Source organism: Pseudoalteromonas sp. Of7M-16, from assembly GCF_022347805.1.
GTDB classification, from domain to species: Bacteria; Pseudomonadota; Gammaproteobacteria; order Enterobacterales; family Alteromonadaceae; genus Pseudoalteromonas; species Pseudoalteromonas luteoviolacea_F.
In genome coordinates, this window is sequence record NZ_JAKRFY010000005.1 from 291,191 (window position 1) to 310,837 (window position 19,647).

A 19,647-nucleotide genomic window follows, 5' to 3' on the forward strand; every position below is an offset into this window, starting at 1 on the left:
GTTACGCACCACTTTGCACAGTATTACTCCCGTGCCGTGGGCGAGTTTCTGATAAGCTTCGACGCGATAATTTGCCGTTACCATTGCGTGGTAATGCATCCCAATAAACAACATGTTCTGGTAGCATGTATTTCGGCAATCGTTTGGCGCAATGCATTTTTAACGTCAGCAATGACGGGGGCTGGGAGCCACATGCGATGTGCGCGATAAGGTTTTTATTTTCATCCAGCTCTACCAAACATTCCTTTATTTCAGGATGCTGATACAAGGCGCGTTCAACCTCACCCAAATGCACTCTGTAGCCTTTAACCTTCACCATATGGTCTTGACGGCCGATATACATCAACTCTCCAAATTCATTGATATAACCAATATCACCCGTGTTATATGCTGCTTGCTGGCGTAACTCTTTGCCCCAATAGCCATCAAAAACAGTTGGACCAACGACAGTTATAAATCCTCTTTCACCTATCTCAACGCCATTACCTTGTTGATCACAAATGGCGATACGAGCCCCACTTGCGGCATAACCGATAGGTAATTCTTCAGGTACACTGTCTGGTACTTTGTAGTAGCTGCATACATTGGTTTCAGTTGGCCCGTAAAAATTAAATAAGTCACTTAAGGGAAACTGCGCTCGCAATAAGGAGAGCGACTTAGTGTCAAAAGCTTCACCTGCAAAAATAATGGTATGAAGCTGCTTACACTTTTGACCAAACTGAGGGTCTGCATTCATCATCATGGTTAATGCCGTTGGCACTGAATACCAAATAGTAATTTCTCGCTCAGCGATAAAATTAACTAACTTTTTAGGCACATAGCTGTCCAGCTCAGAAACAAGGTGCACACTCGCACCTGTTGCCAATGCCACGTAAATATCCAGTACAGACAAATCAAAGTGCCATGGCGCATGATTTGAAAACCTGTCAGATGCAATGGGTTTGATCTTGTCGATCACCCACTGTACAAATGCCAAAGCATTGGCATGACTAATACGAACCCCTTTTGGTACGCCCGTTGAGCCCGAGGTGTAAAGCATGTAGGCTAAGTCGTGAGCGCGCACATCAGAGTCGCTTTTAAACCTCGAGGGCTGACAAACTTCTATATCATGCCAAGTGCAAACTGAATTCAGTTCACAGGCTTGTGTTGCCGCAGCGCTAAGCTCCCCATCACTATCAAGCACGACAAACAGACAGTCATCAGCACGTGTATCGCGATATTGCGCTAATTTCGTTTGGGTCGTAAACATCGCTTTCATCGTGCAGTCGGTGCGAATAATATCAACACGGACCATGGGGTTCATGGGGTCAATGGGCACATATACACCACCCATCTTGGTCACGGCCAACATAGCAGCTAAAGCGCGACATGATTTATCAGCCCAAATGCCAACCCGATCACCCGCTTTTAGGCCTTTGCTTTGCAAAAGTACGGCTATTTGTGTCACTGCAAGAGATAAATCACCATAGCTATATGACTCGTTATTATCGGCCACCGCCAGTGCGTTATCACCTCCTTTGCAGAGTCCCTTGTGTAAAACATCACTGAGTATTTTCATAGCAAGCCCAACCGATTACAGATAAGTTCTCGTTGAATGTCTGAAGTCCCTGAAAACAGCACTGACCCCAATGCGTCGCGAATACTCGAGTCCACACCACTTTCTTGCAGATAACCTAGAGCACCATGCACACGGATCGAGTCTATCCCTGACTGTACAAAAGCTTCACTGATCGCAAGCTTGCTTGAAGCAACGGCTTTGGTGTTATCAACATTTTGTGACTTTTGCCAAGCTGCAAAGTACAGCAGCAAACGGGCACTTTGTAGACGGACTTCCATATCGGCAATACGGTGAGATACAGCTTGAAATTTGCTGATGGTTTGATCACCTTGCTTACGCGTATTTGCATAGTCGATACAGCGCTCTAAATCACGCTGCATCACGCCAATAAATAAAGCAAATAAGCAGCAACGTTCCCAGTCCATTGACGCGGCAAAAATTCTCGCACCTTGCCCCTCACTGCCAAGTACATAATCTTTGTGCACTTTAACTTCATCGAAAAAAACTTGATTAAGTTGCGCTGAGTTTAAGCCCAGTTTTTTATAGCTATTCCCTACTTCAATGCCTGGTAAATCCGCAGGCACCACAAAAGCGGTTTGGCCCAGGTAACCGAATTTAGCATTCGTAGTGGCATACAGTACAAAGTAGTCAGCCACACCGCCGTTTGTCACATACGACTTCGCGCCCTGAATGATGTAATAATCACCCTCACGCCATGCCTTAGTTGTTAACTTTGCGATGTTAGAACCAGCTTCTGCTTCAGAAATCGCATTGGCAGCAATCTTTTCTCCGCTTGCCAATAAAGGCAGTAACTGCTGTTTTAATTGTTCACTGCCATGCTCATAAATCGGCATCGCACAGGCAAACGTGTGTGCTGCACCCGCAAATAAAATACCGGTATCTGCGCACCCTTGACCCAAGCCTTCTAGGACTTTGACCGTTGTCAAAATGTCAAAGCCGCTCCCAGATGGCGAATACTTGCTGTCGATTGGTAGTCCAAAGTAGCCAAACTCGCCAAGCGCACGCCATGCATCCATTGGAAACTCCCCCTGCGGCAACTTAGAAAAATCTAAGTCTTGTGCAAAGCTCAGTGCATGCTCAAACAACTCGAGCTGATCCTCATTCCACTCAAAGTTCATAATCAATCCTTCCCTTAGAAGGAAAAGCGCAGTGCTTTTCCTTTACCCTACCATTTGCTTGCGATCGTACTCTTCAATGGCATTTCTGAAGATTGTTGGCGCTTTCCAGCCCTCACAATCAAAACAGCAGCCACCCAGAAGTCGAATAACTTCGTCACGTAGATCAGGGTTTTGCATCTGATAACCAAAGAAAATTGGGTAGATCCAGAAGTAGCGGATCAAATCTGCTGCAATTTGCTGCCCACCGTTACTCCAGTCTCGATAAGCATAAAATGGGGTTTTCCAATCATTTCCATCGATGGCTTGCTTGATTGCATCCGCAGCACGGATCCCCTCCTTCATAGCAAAAGACACACCGTAAGAGAAAATTGGGTCCAAGAATCTGTGCGCATCACCAATACACAGCCAGCCGTCACCAACAAAGGGTTCAATGCGGTATGAAAAGTCAGCCATGGACTGAGAATCACCGATACGCTCAGCATTTTGGAAGCGACGTCTGATCTCTGGGCTAATATTTTCCATTCCCCATTCGATAGCATCATCTGGGTTTTTACATTCTTTGTAGTAGAGGTCTTTTGGGATCACTATCCCTAAGCTGTCAGTATCTGGTGAAATAGGAATGATCCATGACCAGTGGTATTGTTTTGAATACAAAATGGTGGTGTTTGTCGAAAACGGCGGCAAATCACGTTCAACCCCCTTATAGTGTGCAAATGAAGCAATCTGCTGGGAAAAGAACTCAATCTCACGCTTTCCTGCGATGCCCTTTCTCGATAAGAAGGTATTTTGTCCACTGGCATCGACCAACACTTTTGAACGCACTTGGTGTTCCATATCATCAGCTTTGTATATAGCGCCAACAACTTTGCCGTCATGCTTGATCACATCCTTAACTAAGCCTTGTTGGTATTCAACACCATGTTCTAACGCCTTACGCTTGAGCATATTGTCAAAGTCACTGCGTCTAACTTGCCAAGTAGGTGCCAAAATTGGAATGAAGAACTCGTTTTTAGACAATGATCCGATAACATTTACACCCGGTTTATCAGGAAAACCAGCTGCATCCATTTCTTCTGCCAGACCTAAGTCTCTGATGATCTGACCTGCGTTTCCTGTCAGCGACTCGCCAATATGGAAGCGCGGAAATTCATCTTTTTCAATGCATAAAACTGACAGACCTTTTTTACGACATTCAATGCCACATAAGCTTCCAGCAGGACCACTGCCAATAATAACTACATCGTAACTCTTAAATGCGCTCATGCCATGTCCACCTTAGTTAAGAAGTCTTCAACAACCCAGACAAACTCTTCTGGACGCTCAGATGCCGAAAAGTGACCACATCGAGATAACCGAGTGACAGTGGCATTTTCAAGTTTTTCGGCGGCTTTTTCGCTCCATTCAGGTGGAATAATTTGGTCGTGGTTTCCTGCAACAAACAAGGTTGGAACAGTGACATTATCAAATGTCGTTGCCATCGACTTTTTCGCATATTCATCTAGGAAGGTGTGATATGCCGGGCGAGACAGCACATCATTTAGCAAGTCTTCCAAAGCTGGTGTCATTTTTGGTGGATGGTAATACGCTGCGGCCAAAAACTGTTCGGGGTTAGCAGACATTTTTTTCAAATCTCCCCACCAGCTCTCTACATCTTCAACCAAACCAAATCCGGTGCAGACCAATGCTTTAACTTTATCAGGGTGGCGCCTAGCAATTTCCGTTGCAATCATGCTGCCGGCAGAGTTCGCAACCAATACCCAATCTTTTTCTTCCAGTGTTTCAAGGTATTGCAACGTATATTCTACGTGGTCAACATATGAAGGAGAGTCGTTTTCACTCTCGCTTAGGCCAAACCCTGCTAAATCTAGTGCAACAGCGTTGTGACGTCCCTGAACGGAGCGCAATGTAGAAGACCAAGACGTCGAAGGGTTACCTAATGCAGGAAGCAAAATCCACAAAGGACCGTCTCCTTTGACGCGTAATGTATGCTGTTTAAAGCCACTGCCCGCTTGCACCAATTCACTTTGAATACCGTAGCTTTGCTGCAGTTTAACTAAGCGGTCTAGCTCAGAGCTTGCTTCTTGTGTCTGGCTTTGCTCCTCAGTGCTTAACACTTTGATTAAAGCGCATAGGGTCTCAATATTTTCAAAGTGTACTGGCGTAATATCATGCTCTGGGATTTTGGCACCATAACGCTGGTCAACATGAGCGAGCAGCCTGACCATGGATAAAGAGTTTAAAATTCCAAGTTCCAGTAATGGGGTATGTTGATCTAGATCGGGTGCCGCCCCTTCTAGTAAGTCTTGATTTATAAATTCAATAAGTTCTTCAATCATCCTAGTTTCCTATCTAGTCTGGCAATATTGTTAACCCTCAAAAAACATTCAAAACCAAAATTTGGTTTTGCGTATCATCAGGCAGATTTTCTTTTGGCACTCAACTCAAGCAACCTTGACTGTGTGCTTGTGCTTAATTCGTTCGCCTATAAAAACTCTATCGCTATCTAGTTTTTTACAACATAGCCCCAGTGGACTATCCCTTTGGTCCGAACGGACTATAGGCAGCAATGAGTAAAAAACTTACTTTGTTGGCATGATCACTAAGTTAGGAAACAAGGGAATATGAAACAGGGTAATAACCATTTGGTAACTCCAGTAGAAAGAGCTGCAACGCCACATCTGGAACCAATTTATCAAGCCATTGAAAACAATCTTGGGTTTATCCCAAATGGTATTCTCACCATGGCTAAAAACCCAATGCTTGCACAAGCTTTTGGACAACTATTTGGCTGTTTGAGTAGATTCGAGCACATTAGCAGCGAGCTTAAATGGGCAATTGCAACCATCAGTAGTAATGCTGCGGGGTGCCAATACTGCCAAGGCCACTTTTCTCACATCGCCAGTCGTGTAAACGTCAATAGAGCTAAGGTTTTGGCGGCATTTGAATTTGAAACAAACGTGCTTTTTGATGACGCAGAACGTGCTGCACTGCGCTTTGCTTTTGCATGCAGTACTTCACCTGCACACCTTGAAAAATCACACTACGAGACATTGGGCAAACATTACTCAGAAGAGGCTGTAATTGAAATTGCTGCTGTGATTGCCATTTGTGGCTTCCTTAACCGCTGGAACACCGCCATGGATAGCCAACTTGAAGCGGATCCAGCTGCCATTCTCGACGAAATAAATCAGATCACTAAATTTACCGTATAAGGACAACATTATGCCTGAGATTACATTTATAGATTTTGCAGGGAACGAAACCAAGGTAGATGTACCAAATGGCACATCATTGATGCAAGCTGCCATGGAAAATATGGTCGAGGGCATTGAAGCTGAATGCGGAGGCTCAGGTAGCTGCGCCACTTGTCACTGTTACTTGACGACTGATTGGCAAGGAAAAATTGCCGAACCCAACAGCAATGAAAGCGATATGTTGGAATTGGTTGCTGAGCCAAAGGATCTAAGTAGGCTAAGCTGCCAAGTTATGGTTTCAGATGAACATCATGGCTTGCAAGTCCACTTACCACAATCTCAATACTAAAGGAGCTAAAGATGCAAAGGTGTGTCATTATCGGTGGAGGTCATGCGGGCGCCCAAGCGTGTACCAGCTTACGAAGAGAAGGATGGACGGGTCAGATCATATTACTAACCGATGAAGACAGCTTGCCGTATCATCGCCCACCACTGTCAAAAACCTATCTACAAAACAAAGTCAGTGCCCAGCAGTTACTTATCCGGCCGCTAAATGCGTATAGAAAGGACGACGTCGAAGTAAAATTAAATACGCGTGTTGAGCGTATCGAGCCCGCCATACAAAGTATTGTGTTACAAACCGGCGAGCGCCTAAGTTACGACAAGTTATTAATTTGTACTGGCAGCCGCGCAAGGAAAGCGGACTGCATGGGAGCTGATCTTAACAATGTTTTTTATATAAAAACCCTCAAAGATATTGAAAAGCTATCCGCATCAATAAATTCCGAAAAAGGGAAACCGAATAAACGTAGAATTGTCATGGTCGGTGGAGGCTACATCGGGTTGGAAACGGCTGCGGTGCTTAAGAAAATGGGCCATGATGTATCTATTATCGAACGGGAATCAAGACTATTGGCTAGGGTGACAGCTCAAAGTATTTCATCCTTTTATCACAAGCTACATAAAAGCAATGGCATAAAAATATTCACCGATACCAACGTCATTGCTTTTCAGGGCAAAGACACCGTTAGTACCGTGTTATGCGAAGACAAAGTGATCCCTGCTGATATTGTGGTTGTTGGAATTGGTGCTAAAACCAACGTCGAGCTGGCAAAAAGTGCAGGGTTATTAATTGAAAATGACGGAATTGTCATTAATGAACTGTGTCAAACCACAGATAACAATATTTATGCCGCAGGCGATTGCACAATAGGTATAGAGCATCATAGTGGATTGGCCACTAGGATAGAATCCGTTCCCAATGCTCTAGAGCAAGCAAAAACAGCCGCCGCGACGATATGCGGTAAACATAAACCTGTCACAGCAGTGCCTTGGTTTTGGTCTGATCAATTCGATTGTAAAATTCAAATTGCCGGACTTAATCAAGGTTATGACGAAACCATTTTACGTCAATGCAACGAGCAAGCACTGTCACTGTGGTACCTCAAACAAGGTAAAGTCATTGCCGCAGATTGCATCAATTGCGCCAAAGAGTTTATGGCCGCAAAGAAAATCATTGCACTAAAGTTACCCATACCCAAAGAAACATTACTTAATACCGACATTGACCTATTTCAAGCACTAGCCCAACTCACACAGCCAAGCTAGCCATCTCACATAAAACGGCGCACACCCCAAGCGTGAAAGCCAAAAGAGCCCGTAAAGGGCTCTTTTTTTCCTTAAAGTCTCATTTATTGATGGTTAAAATCCCAGCTCAGAATCAAAAACAAATTGAAATACGCTCTAGGATTTTGCCCGCCACAACGAACTCATAGTTAAAACTGGCTTATCAATTAATGAGGGCTTACTTAACATCGAGTATCTCGATGGCGTCCCCCTTGCCATAGCCGGCGCAGAATTAAATATGAAGATCAATCGCGTGCATATCGTACTGCGCTATATATGCACGCAAAATGCTTAGACGTGAACTGACTTATGGGAAGTGTGTGGCTTTGCGACACCAAAGTCTTCTAAGATACTGTAAAGACATGGTAATACCAAAAGCACCAAGCATGTGGATGCCATAATGCCAAAAACAATACTGGTCGCCAGTGGTATCAATATCTGAGCCTGCAGACTGCTTTCAAACAATAAAGGAGTCATCCCTGCAATAGTTGTGACAGACGTGAGTACCACGGCACGAAATCTATCATGGCTTGCCTGAGCGGCAGCATCATGTACGCTCATTCCTTGTTTTACTCGGCTTTTAACAAATTGAACCAATAATATAGAGTCGTTTACGACAATGCCCGCAAGTGAAATAAACCCCATGAGCGACGGCATAGAGAAGTTGATCCCCATAATAAAATGTCCCCAAATGACCCCTATCATTGCAAGTGGAATTGAAACCATCACAATAAGAGGTTCAACATAGCTATGGAATTGCAGTGCGAGTAGCAAGAATATGCCAATCATGCCCAAAAGCATTGCTCGACGCATTGAGTTTTGAGTTATCCCTGCGTTTTTAACCTCCCCCTCTATGCTGTATATCAGACTTGGATAATGCGCTTGTAGGTCAGATAAAAACTGCTTTTTCAGATCTTGAACCACAGCAGACGCCGTATTGAGATCACTGTCAACATCTGCATACACAGAAACACTACTCAGGCTATCGATGCGATTTATCACTGCAAAGCCACGCGTTTGTTCAATATCAACCAATGCAGAAAGGGGAATAGCCACCCGAGAAGCCGGGTGAATAATTGGAAAGTTATCAAAGTCGCTGTACTCATCCATACTGGTTTCACTCAACTTGACCGTTACTTCGTAGTCTTCAAGTCCAATATGCGTTTCCAGCAATTTGGTCCCTTGAAATGCAGGCCTTAGTTGGTTGGCAATCGTAGCTGAATTAATCCCTAGCTCCAGCGTGCCTGGCTGTAAAGTTAAAGTATATTCGGGCTTACCTGGCCGCAAGTTATCAGTAATATTTTGCACCCCGTCATACCCTTTTAACCAATTCTTTAGATCATAGGCCGCATGAGCAAGTTCAGTGGTGTCCTCACCCATCAATCGAATATCAATCGCACGACCTTGCGGGCCAAGTTTTGGCTCTTTGAAGGACAGTGCCAGTGCTTCTGGCAAATTTCCAAGCTCCGCTCGCCACATATCAGAAAAGGTTTGGATGCTTGTATTTCGTTGCTCTGCGCTCAGTAAATCAACAGATATATATGCCAAATTCGCCCCTTGATCTTGGTAGTCAGGGTTTTCACCGTAGGTGATAGTCATAGCCCGTACCAACTGCGCTTCTTCGCCCTCACTAAGCTTTTTATTGGTGCGTTGTAACGCAGCTTCAATCTTTGCCATTGATTGCCGAGTCACCTCAAACGGGGTGCCGTTTGGCATCAACAGCCGCCCTTGCAGTACATCGCCATCAATATCGGGAAACGCCGTAAATTTTAAGGTGCCTGATACCAACATACTCAACGAAAACAAAAAACACGCAATCACACTTCCAATCACCAAATACCTGTACTTAATAAGGCGATTATTTAAGCCAAGGATAGCATCATTCCAATGCCTAAATTTGCTCTCAAACCGACTGCGGATCACCACCACTTTTTTCGATAGTGCCGTGTCTTTAGCTTTAGATTGCAACGCATGAGTTAAATGATTTGGCAGAATTAAAAACGCCTCTATCAGTGATACCGTGATCACCGAGATAAGCACGATTGGGATCACCTTTAAAATTTGTCCTAAATTTCCCTCGATAAACACTAAACCAACAAAAATACACAAGGTTGTGACAAAAGAAGAGATAACTCCTGGTAAAACCACCATAGTGCCCTGCAACACCGCTTCTTTTACGGCTAAGCCCTGCTCTATTTTGGTACCAATAGACTCAGCGATCACAATGGCATCATCCATTAAAATACCGAGTGCCAGTAGCAAAGCTACCATAGAGAGCATGTTGATTGAGATGCCAAAATGCAGCATTAAAAAAAAGCTTGCTAAGAATGATACAGGTAAGCCCATCACCACCCAAAATGCATATTTGAACGAGAAAAACAGCCACATCACGCCAAACACGAGTAGTAATCCTTGCCACGCATTACTGATCAGTAATGAAATTCTGTCTTTAACTAAGCTGGTATTGTCACTCGTTAATGTTAATAAAACGCTGTCAGGTAAGTTCAATCTGACATCAGCCAATGCAGCTTCTGTCGCCTGTAGTACTCGCAAACTATCGTCTACAGAATTCTTTTTAACCGTTAAAATGGCTGCTTGACGGCCATTGTAATAAATTCGATTTTCATCTTTTTCAAACATGTCTTGAACTTGGCCAAGATCAGCTATGGTCACATCGTTGCCTTGCGTCCCTGACGCAACAACAATATCACTGAGCGCCTCGGTGTCTTTCCTTTCGTCCATTAAGCGGATCTGAGTATCTGCATAAGCCGTGTTGAGTGTTCCAAGAGGTAATTCAATATTTTGCCCAGTTATTCGCTTCCCGAGCTCCTCCATACTCAAACCGTGTTGGCGAAGCATTTCTTGGGACGCCGTGACTCTCAATTGATGCTTTGAGAAATCATTAATTTCAACAATGGGTATATTTGGGTCCCGTAGTAACTGTTGTTTGACTTTTTCAGCCAGTGCCTTCAACTCTACACGGGATAGATCGTTGTGTTTTGACGCAAGCGCTATGCTCACCACCTCTTGTGTTCTACCGCGCTCTTGGATTGTCCACTGTTCAACTTGAGATGGAAAATCATCAATGGTATCAATGGCATTCTTCACATCGGTAGTAAACTGTTCAAAGTTGCCCTGCTCATACATTTTGACCGTCATTTGGCCAAGGTTTTGCCTTGCAACACAGTGCCGCTCTTCCATGAAGCTAATGCCATCTAATGCATTTTCCAAGCTCAAGCAAATCTTCTGCTCAACATTTTCTGCAGTTGCACCGGGATAAGGAACCAAAATATCGATTTGATAAGTCTCAATTTGCGGCAAAGTTTCGCGCTTAATCTGTGGCAAACTGAAAAGGCCAATGGTCAAAAACAACATCATTAATATATTTGCCGCCGTTGGGTGAGCTATAAAAAAACGGATCATTGATGACGCTCCCTATCGGTAACATCACTGAGTTGCTCAGAGGCTGTTAAATTCAATCGAGTACCTTCAATTGCAGGGAACAAATCGGTTGTAATTAGTCTAGCGCCACTTAGCTTGGGGTTATCAATCAAAAAACTACCAGACTGCTTTATTGCCCCGCGTAAAGATACCTTAGTTAATTTGTTATCATCACTGGCAATAAGTGCATGACCATCTCTAATAAAATACCTAGGTACAACAACAAAATCTTGCTCACTTGCCGACAAGGTTACTTTTGCCCTCATCCCTGCAAGTAGTGGCGGCTTTTCACCTAATTCAATTTGTTTGTAACTGTCACTAATTGACACTACGACGCCGACCGTCTGGCTTTGAGGATCAATTTCATCACTGAGCCTTTCAATTGATGCCTTCCAATAAACACCTGGTTGCGCAAGTATTTCAACTTTTGCCTCTAATCCCTGCGCTTTCAAGTAGCTTGCCATGCCACGCTCGGAAATAGTTTGCATACTCGGAGTCCGATTGAAAAAGCTTGAGAACTGGTTAAACGTTTGATAGGTATATTGTGCATTGATCAGCACTTTTTTGATGTCACTGGCACGGTATAAGCTCGTGCCCTTGGTCACCAGCTGCGCTCTTTCAATGTTGACTTGGTGAATACGGCCAGTAAATGGTAAATGAATTTTTGTGCGCTCTATGTCTATACGCGCTTTATTAACATCCGCCTGAGCTTTTTTTACCTGAGCTTGCAGTGCTTTCACTTCCAGTGGCAGTACGTTTTTTTGATTTACATAGCGCTGTAATTCTTGCTGCTGTGCCAGCATATTTTGTTGTGCTTTATCCAGCTCAGCTTGAGACACGCTAGCGTTGTCCAATAAACGTTTCAAACGCCTATGCTCATCGCTGGCAATTTTTAATTTGTGCTCGCTAAGCTTGATGTCTAGTAGGTTGTTCTTTATCGCCGTTCGCTTAACAGCCAGTTCAACTTCAGCGCTAGCTAAATCCGCTTCTGACTTGGCTAACTGTAATTGATAGTCACTGTCATCAATTTCTATCAACAAAGTGCCCTCTTTGAAGATTTCTCCTTTTTTTAATGCCGGGTGCAAATAAGTTACCACCCCCGACACTTGCGCAAGGCTATTGAGCTGAATATTTGGTGTTACCTTGCCATACCCCACAATTTCAGGCCTGATAGCCTGCATGGTGAGTACTTGATACTGGGCAAGTTGGCCAACTTCTTCAATGTCATTATGTTTGGTCGATGATGTTAATCTTACAACTAACAACACCAGTACTATCCCCACTAGGACGGCGATAGGCAGGTTTTTTTTTGCGCTAAAATTCCACCTCATTGATGTTACTCTCCTTAAGTCCATATATGAAATGCCGGTATAAATCCTTCGCCCACGCTTCACCTTGGATCTCGGTATCATCTATTTGCCAAGCTTGCTGACGCAAGGTTTTCAAAATATAGGGAGACACTAAAAGTGTAATGAGCTGAAAAGCGGCTAACTTCGCTTTTTTGGTATCTGAAATGCCTGTTTCTTGTTGAATAAGTGGTGGTAAAAATTTAGATACTCGTGCAGGGAATGCAGCCATAAAAGCCTGAGCTAAAGGCGTTGTTTTATTTAGAACTTCTTCGCTTAACAAATGCACAATACCCGGGTGAGACTGCAAAATTTCGCCAAAACGACGAATAAATAAATACACGGGGTTTTTGTGCTCCCCCAGATCTTCAAACTGGGAAAACTGCTCATCAGCAATAGACTTTATCAATTCAACAAATAAATTCTCTTTGCCACCAAAATAATATTTAATCATTGCCGAGTTGATGCTAGCTTCAGAGGCTATATCTCGGATCGTAATTTGGCTGTAAGACTTAATATTCAGTAATTGCTTGGCTGAGAAGATCAGCTTAGCTTTTTGCTCAGCTTGCTTGATCTCGCATACAGGACGGCCCCGTGTGACTTTTTTTGTGGTCTTTGATTCCATTGTGTATTCTTATTTTTTTAATCGCACGGTTAATTAAATAGAAAGTCGCAGCTACAGTCAAACAAATGTTTAAACTTTGCTCAGACTAGAACACTTCCAGACCACAATTCGTAGCTCGTGAAAGACACTTCCAAAACGATAAGTAACAGTAAGAAACTCACAAGTTGGCCAACTTTCACTTTCGAACAAACATATGCGCCCAGCGGTGCCCCAATGACCACAATAGGAATAGCGGCCAATAAATAGCTTTCTATTTGAGGTGTAATGGCACCTAAATACCAAGCATTCATGGCGCTGCCAACCAAAGATGTAAACGCCATAACAACCACAGACGTCGCGGTCGCTTTTTTAATATCCGCATTGTAGGCAATGACCAGTAGGGCAAACAACGCAATATCTGATCCAGACCCAACTAATCCACTGGCTATTCCGCCGACAAACGCTACCACCATAAATCGCAAAGTGTTTGGTTCAATCCGCTGTGCGCTGCGCTGATGATGTGCTTTTCGCCACCAACGCAACAACATAGTGACCGCGAAGCACAGCAGTAAAAAGCTGAAAATAGATTTTACCAGTAGCCGAGGTGCGGTAGGTGCAACAAACATTAAGCTTAAAACAACACCAAATGCCGACATTGGCAATGCCAGTAGAACTAAATTTGTATAGATAGGAATACGACGACACAATATTGTAATTGTCGCAGCTGTCATACCAAAGCTTTGAATAGCCAAAGAAAATACTTTGGCAGTACTTGGCTCAATAGCCAGTACCTTGGTCATGACAGGAAATGCTACCGCCCCGCCTCCAAGTGCGGTCCCCCCTGCGACAAAAGAACCCAATGCCATAGTCAATGCAATTTCGAACTCCTGCAATACTTGCAACATCGCGCTTGAAAAGCCTTGCATCCAAATTAGAGTCGCGTAAATCAACAAAGTGAAATAAAGCGGCCAAGTTGCCGGCTGTCTCAATTTTTCTATCATGGTGTTTTTATGTCCCTGCAATCATGACTCGCAGTTTAACAAACGAAAAATAGCCCTGCGAATAGTCTGATTGGACCATTAGGGGTAAAGCCCCACTAGCCATTTGTAGAAGTTTTAAACAGCCTTACGCTTTCGTTAAGTATTAACTTATTTTGTACCTACTTACATTTGACTTAGATCAACTTGACAAATTAAAAACTCGACCCAGCAATACTAATAACCCAATAATCGGATTAAAAACATAGACTTAAAATTCTAAGACTCTTGGCAACTTTGTTTAAAAATAAACCATATAAAAAAATTAATAACCGTCACAAACACATAAAACAACACTTTTTTAAAATTTAACACTTATTTACCACACAATTCGTTCACTTTTCGTTGATATCAATTAGCCGTTCATGTTTAATTAATCACACGATTAATTAAATAGGTATCGTCACCAATCGTACTTACTGAACACCAGAAAAGTCGATACGCCTATCGAAATCGTATTTGTAAAGGAGAATGCATATGTTTTTGGGCTGCACAAAAGAGCTTTCTAGCGTACTTAAAGCAATAGAGTTGCTTAAAACGTCAATTATTGAACGCTCACTAGATGGAATAGTATTTCAAGAAGCGATGTCGTTTGCCGAATCGGATGAGCTGTATTTAGCTTTAATTGATAAATCCAGCTTAGAAGTCAAAACAGAGTGCTTACGCTCATTTCCACAAGATTTTAAAGAGGATTTACTCACTGTTGCGAAAGTGAAGAAATTCACAAACATCAATATATTGAAGAGCTTATGCAAGGATAGAAACCCATTATCTGATATCACTATTTATGATTTAGATAATCCAAATTCAAACTTTTTAACACTGGTTGCGTTCAACAACAAGCGTTCCAATCGAACTGCGCCCGCTTCTTACTTAATTGAGTTGGTCCTGCCTTACCTGCACAAAGCTCAAATTTCTCGTTATCAAAATGACAAAACCTCTCGCTCCCCTATACAATCACTTACGAACCGAGAAAAAGAAGTACTGGACTGGATATCATCTGGTAAAACAAATGGTGAAATTGGCATGATCTTAGGAATTAGCCAGTACACAGTAAAAAACCATGTTGCAAAAATACTAGAAAAGCTCAATGCCCCAAATCGTTCTGCGGCGATGGCGTTGACCAAAGAGCTGAGCTTTAGCTAAACATAGTTACCTTACAAATACCCGAAACTATTAATAAATTCATTTGGCTGCAGCACTTGCTGCCAAATGAATAACAAGCATACAAACGAAACACACCATGGATTGATTTTTTAGCCTGTAGATATAGGCGGCTTTACGTATTCCCCTGCTCACATGTCATCTTTTAGCATACATGCGCTAGAAGTGAACAGCCAATATCACACTATTTTGCGAACCTGCACTGCGCTTTTGCGGATCATGAAACGTATCAACAACTAAGAACCCGGCTTTTTTCATCATGCCAGCGGAGGCAAGGTTTTCTTCATGCCTTTCAATGAACACCGCTTTTGCACCTTTATCTTTAGCCAACTCGATACAGTGATTCAAAAGCTGTGTGGCTATCCCTTTGCCATTGTGTTCAGCTGACACAACAACATCCCCTATAAATGAGATATGTTCTAAATCTGCATATTTAGTAAGGTAATCAGGGCTAGATGTTCCATCGATCAAAACAGCCATACCGACGACTTCATCAGCTTCCAATGCCACCATAGCCTCTGCACTAGCGCACTCTACCAATGCAAATTCATCATCAACACCGTCAGGGGTTAGATAATTCCACTCGTTAGGACCGTGTTTCCATAATAGTGATTTTAGATTGGATAATTCTGATAGTTTTGCTTTTCTGTAAGTGATCATTAAGTGAATACTCCTTTGGGACTTAATTTACACCAATCATTATATAAATGAATTGCTTAGTAAATAATTTTAGAGCACTGTAAACTTAAAAAGCCCTATATTGCTACGCAAAAATAGGGCTTTTAGTTGTTGCTTCAAGAATACAACTTATATCAGCTGATACAACAAAGGGCTATTGCTTTGTCATTTTGCTCACTGCACCATGGTTAAAATACGTCGCATAATAAGACAATTGATGTAAATCACCCATTTGATGTATTAACTGAAATCCATCAGATACTTTTTTGGTCAAAGTAAAGCGATAAACCCATGGAAAGTCGAAGGTAAGCGTTAAAACGTTGCCATCAATATCCCAGGTAAACTCGCTGCGATTTCCATTCTCAGAGAGAGAATATCCCACTCCATCTTCAAAGTGGTAAGTACTCAATTCATTACCGAATTCATAATATTTTTCGACAGACCAAGTACCAATTATTTCATCCTTCGACACATTTAGCCCCTGCTTAGCGTCAACCTTCGATAAAACCTCTTCCGTTGTGGTTTGCTCGCTCAATTGGCCATCTGAATATCTGTCAGTGGTTACTGTCAACACTACATTTTCATTTTGCTCTTCAATTTCAACCTTACTTAAAACTTCGAGAAAATAGTCAGGTATATCTGTTACTGGGGCACCTGTTAAGGTTATTTTCCCATTAGACAACGCATAGTCCATATCCCATTCTGTACTGGATGTACGTCTGAAGGCCACTTTGCCATTTATCATTTGCTCGATGGAGTAATGCTTAGAATTGAACTGCGTGGTGTCAAGCAGATGACTTCTTTGCCGGGGCACAGCACCGGGCTTTGTATACCAAGTCTGATGTTTATCGTCGCTGCAACCTGCTTCAAGTTCATAAACACATACACTGATAAAATTATCAGTCTCTTCAAGTAGAGATACTTGCATTTCAGTATCGCCATCAGAGTATTGAAGAAGGCCATTTACAATCTGCACTGGGTAGCTAGCATTGTTTCGTGTAATTGTGCTGATGAATTCGTCATTGTTGAACCCCTGCTCTCGAGATATTTCAATTGTTGGCGAGCTTCCCATCTCTGATTCAACATAAAATCGTGTGAAATCACTCAGCATTTCAGATGAGAACTGCTTATACGTATATTCTGGTGTATAAATGTAGTGATAGATACCTTCACGGGTCTGACCTTCCTGCTCAGTGCCCACTTGCTCGACCATACGGCGATAGACTAAGTAATCACTTCCCTCTACAGCCAAAAACTCATATTCCATATACGCAGTTAATTCACAGCCTTCCGTTACCTGTTCACATACCCGGAAGAGGTTATCTCTAAAATATTCTCTATAGAAGTGGTTGTTTTCCAACTTGCCATGACGGTATCGCGTTGACCCTGAAGCTCCTACTCTCACATCAAGCTTTTCTGAGATTCGAAGTTCATGCAAAGCCTGTGTACGACCGATAAAGCCAGTCCATCGTCCAGCAATCTGCTCAGCAGTTACCGTCAAATCAGACTGCTTTGCAACCATAATTCCGCCATATGACACACTACGCTCATTCTCGTCGTCAACCTTGTGCGTTTCTTTGGCAACCAAAGTCACACCGATAGAGCCTGCATTTGTAGGCCATAATTGAAGAACTTTTGCCCCTTCTCCGCTTTCAATACTGACAACTAAAGCATTGCCTTGCAATTGCCATGTTGCAGTTTCACCTGCAATGTTTGAAGTAACGCTACCATCTTCATTGAACATATAGCGTTTGATAGTTTGGTCTTGCGATACAAAATCTCTGTCGAATAACTGTATCAACCACGTTTTACCCACTACCTCATCAGCAGTTAATGAAGGGATAGATTGCTTATCCATTAGCCGATAAATATCTAGAGTATCAAGCTGTGCTTCTTGGTTTAGTTCACCATCAACAAATTCTTGAGTATGTGTATTCAACTCAATGATACTTGAGCCGTTGCTTGCCCGTAATGTATCTATCGATAATTTAGATGATTTATGTACAACCGATGCGTAAACCCGATTGCCTTGCTCATCAACTACCTCTGCACCGTTCTCATCCCTTTTTACTCTGCGGGAAGTATAAAGAGTTACCGGCTCTTCAAGCTCCATCACTGACAACCCATCTATCAAACTCAGCTTGCTCACCGCTACAGCAGTTTCAGCGACAAACTTACCTTGGCCATTTTCATCAAGGGACAAATGATAAGCAGATGTATTGTAATATTTAGATTGATATAGCAGATAGTCACCTTGAAGAGACACCACTGCATTAGACGTTAGGTTTTTATCGTCCAGTATTTGCTTCTTAACTTCAGAGAAGTACGCCGAATTGCTTGATTTGACCATTTGTTCAAATTCGCTGGCTTTCTCCTCGTTGCTTACCAAAGCTAAAGTCGAAGATACGCCTTCAGGTAACGAGTAGTTTTCAGAGTCGACAATCACCTTAATAAGCGTCGCCAGTGTTAACATCGACTCTCCATCAACAGCCTGTAAGGCATCATTTAGACGCTCATCACTCACCAAATCAATGCCTGTGCGCTGCAACAGTGCGTATTCAGCGGTGGTCACATTGGTCACGTTAACTGAAAAGTTTTCCTCATTGTTTAACACGCCATCATCACCCGCTTGTGCTTTTAGCGCGCCAATGGTGCCAAGTTGAGAAACAAACTCAACTTCTGGCTGTGCATCAGAGCCCAAAGCGACAATTTTGAGCATTTCATCGACTTCAGTTTCGTCAACTTCGATAGTTGCAAGGTACTCACCTTTTTCATTAGCAATAACGTCAACATGCTGCTCACCTGCGACAAGCTGAACTTTTGCATGTTGAATTGGGCTATCTGTGACAACACCTTGAACCGTTAGGCTTTCTGTGATGCGGTTAATGTTAACTGTGTGTACTTGTTCAACTTTTTCATCTTCGTCATCAATAACAGTTACAGTAAAGTTGACGACGTGATCTTGATTAATATCAGGTACGGTAAACGTCGCGTTGCCAGTGTTATCCGTTACCTTTTCAAGATCGATACTCGCATCATGGGTCCATGCAATGGATTTAATTTCGCCATCGTCTTGGGCACTGAGCGTCAAACTAAACGCCGCTTTTTCTTGAACGTCACTAGGGCCCGATATCGTGACAACTGGAGGTGTAGGCTCTGGTGTTTGATTGTCAGGCGCTGGCTGCGGTGTTGCCTTATCAGGTGCAGTAGGTGTAACCCCCTGATCAACAATTGTTTGGTTATTATTTTTTGGTTCTTCGTGTGACTCTGAGCTACCACATCCTGTTAGCATTATCGACGCAATCGCAGAGGCCAAAATTGGCATTTTATAGTGTTTTTTTGTATACATATTTTGCTCATTAATTAAGCAAGGCGCTTAAAGATTTCCTGTATTTTTTACTTGTTCGCAATATTGCAACAACCGCAAGATGCTAACAAAGTGAGCATAAAAACAAAACACCTAACAAAAAAAAATTAAATTAAACATATAGACAACAAGAAGAGCCTCACAATTAACATTACCCAGCACAGTTACTATTTGCAAAACCCCAAGTGATACGCGCACACTTATCGAAGCGACGTGATTTCCTATTGGTATATCTTAATATTGATTAATATAGAAAATTTAACTTCCCGTACACTGGCGAGTTGCGATTTATTACTAATATAGAGAGTTTGCAGTCTGAACATTAACCTGAAACAAGTAGTTTGACAGGTAACCGGGTTGAATTATTAAGGTCTTGAATTAACCTGTGAAGGGTCTGCAGGCTCATTGGAATATTGAAATGGCGTTTTTTGTACGCATAGCCTTCAAACCATTTTCATCTGGCCAGTATTAACGTACCTAGTTAACGCTTTTT

Annotated in this window: 14 protein-coding genes; 4 read left to right on the plus strand and 10 right to left on the minus strand. The window is 42.6% G+C overall.

Translation table 11 applies throughout. The annotated features are described in order from the left end of the window. Position 1: 1 nt before the first annotated feature. From MHN81_RS07675 to MHN81_RS07690, 4 genes are read right to left on the minus strand one after another with little or no spacing between them, the layout of a single operon-like run. Positions 2-1,558 (minus strand): amino acid adenylation domain-containing protein, encoded by a 1,557-nt coding sequence (locus MHN81_RS07675; RefSeq protein ID WP_023401493.1) that lies wholly within the window; start codon positions 1,556-1,558, stop codon positions 2-4. Continuing rightward, positions 1,555-2,697: an acyl-CoA dehydrogenase family protein gene (locus tag MHN81_RS07680; RefSeq protein WP_023401492.1), complete on the minus strand. Its 1,143-nt coding sequence runs from the start codon at positions 2,695-2,697 to the stop codon at positions 1,555-1,557. The genes MHN81_RS07675 and MHN81_RS07680 overlap by 4 nt, the downstream gene beginning before the upstream one ends. 42 nt (positions 2,698-2,739) lie before the next feature. Continuing rightward, positions 2,740-3,960, minus strand: coding sequence for an NAD(P)/FAD-dependent oxidoreductase (locus tag MHN81_RS07685; protein ID WP_239425445.1), 1,221 nt, complete (start codon positions 3,958-3,960; stop codon positions 2,740-2,742). Next, positions 3,957-5,033, minus strand: coding sequence for an alpha/beta fold hydrolase (locus tag MHN81_RS07690; protein WP_239425446.1), 1,077 nt, complete (start codon positions 5,031-5,033; stop codon positions 3,957-3,959). The genes MHN81_RS07685 and MHN81_RS07690 overlap by 4 nt, the downstream gene beginning before the upstream one ends. A 285-nt stretch (positions 5,034-5,318) precedes the next feature. Between MHN81_RS07690 and bmp8 the strand changes: the two genes are divergently transcribed. From bmp8 to MHN81_RS07705, 3 genes are read left to right on the plus strand one after another with little or no spacing between them, the layout of a single operon-like run. Continuing rightward, positions 5,319-5,909, plus strand: a complete 591-nt coding sequence (gene bmp8 / locus MHN81_RS07695; RefSeq protein ID WP_239425447.1) for a tribromopyrrolyl-2-carboxylate decarboxylase Bmp8 — start codon at positions 5,319-5,321, stop codon at positions 5,907-5,909. Between the two features lie 10 nt (positions 5,910-5,919). After that, the gene (locus tag MHN81_RS07700) at positions 5,920-6,240 is read left to right on the plus strand and encodes a 2Fe-2S iron-sulfur cluster-binding protein (protein ID WP_239425448.1); all 321 of its coding nucleotides are present in this window, start codon (positions 5,920-5,922) and stop codon (positions 6,238-6,240) included. Positions 6,241-6,251: 11 nt separating this feature from the next. After that, complete coding sequence (locus MHN81_RS07705) at positions 6,252-7,499, plus strand: FAD-dependent oxidoreductase (RefSeq protein ID WP_023401487.1); 1,248 nt, start codon at positions 6,252-6,254, stop codon at positions 7,497-7,499. A 309-nt stretch (positions 7,500-7,808) separates the two neighbouring features. Here MHN81_RS07705 and MHN81_RS07710 read toward each other — a convergent pair whose 3' ends face one another. From MHN81_RS07710 to MHN81_RS07725, 4 genes are all read right to left on the minus strand, one after another. After that, positions 7,809-10,940, minus strand: coding sequence for an efflux RND transporter permease subunit (locus MHN81_RS07710; RefSeq protein ID WP_239425449.1), 3,132 nt, complete (start codon positions 10,938-10,940; stop codon positions 7,809-7,811). Then, positions 10,937-12,289 carry a hypothetical protein gene (locus tag MHN81_RS07715; RefSeq protein ID WP_239425450.1) on the minus strand — a complete coding sequence of 451 codons (1,353 nt, stop codon included), beginning with the start codon at positions 12,287-12,289 and terminating at the stop codon, positions 10,937-10,939. The genes MHN81_RS07710 and MHN81_RS07715 overlap by 4 nt, the downstream gene beginning before the upstream one ends. Beyond that, entirely contained in the window at positions 12,273-12,929 is a 657-nt protein-coding gene (locus MHN81_RS07720; protein ID WP_239425451.1) for a TetR/AcrR family transcriptional regulator, read from the minus strand. The genes MHN81_RS07715 and MHN81_RS07720 overlap by 17 nt, the downstream gene beginning before the upstream one ends. Positions 12,930-13,009: 80 nt before the next feature. Continuing rightward, a complete protein-coding gene (locus tag MHN81_RS07725; protein ID WP_036977227.1) occupies positions 13,010-13,909 on the minus strand; it encodes a sulfite exporter TauE/SafE family protein in 900 nt (299 codons plus the stop codon). A 513-nt stretch (positions 13,910-14,422) separates the two neighbouring features. Here MHN81_RS07725 and MHN81_RS07730 point away from each other — a divergent pair. Continuing rightward, positions 14,423-15,091: a helix-turn-helix transcriptional regulator gene (locus tag MHN81_RS07730; RefSeq protein ID WP_023401482.1), complete on the plus strand. Its 669-nt coding sequence runs from the start codon at positions 14,423-14,425 to the stop codon at positions 15,089-15,091. Positions 15,092-15,268: 177 nt separating this feature from the next. Here the strand turns inward: MHN81_RS07730 and MHN81_RS07735 are convergent, their stop codons facing one another. Together MHN81_RS07735 and MHN81_RS07740 are read right to left on the minus strand one after the other, a co-directional pair. Continuing rightward, positions 15,269-15,769 (minus strand): GNAT family N-acetyltransferase, encoded by a 501-nt coding sequence (locus tag MHN81_RS07735; RefSeq protein WP_239425452.1) that lies wholly within the window; start codon positions 15,767-15,769, stop codon positions 15,269-15,271. 172 nt (positions 15,770-15,941) lie between these two features. Next, positions 15,942-19,136, minus strand: coding sequence for a hypothetical protein (locus MHN81_RS07740; RefSeq protein ID WP_239425453.1), 3,195 nt, complete (start codon positions 19,134-19,136; stop codon positions 15,942-15,944). Positions 19,137-19,647 lie beyond the last annotated feature (511 nt).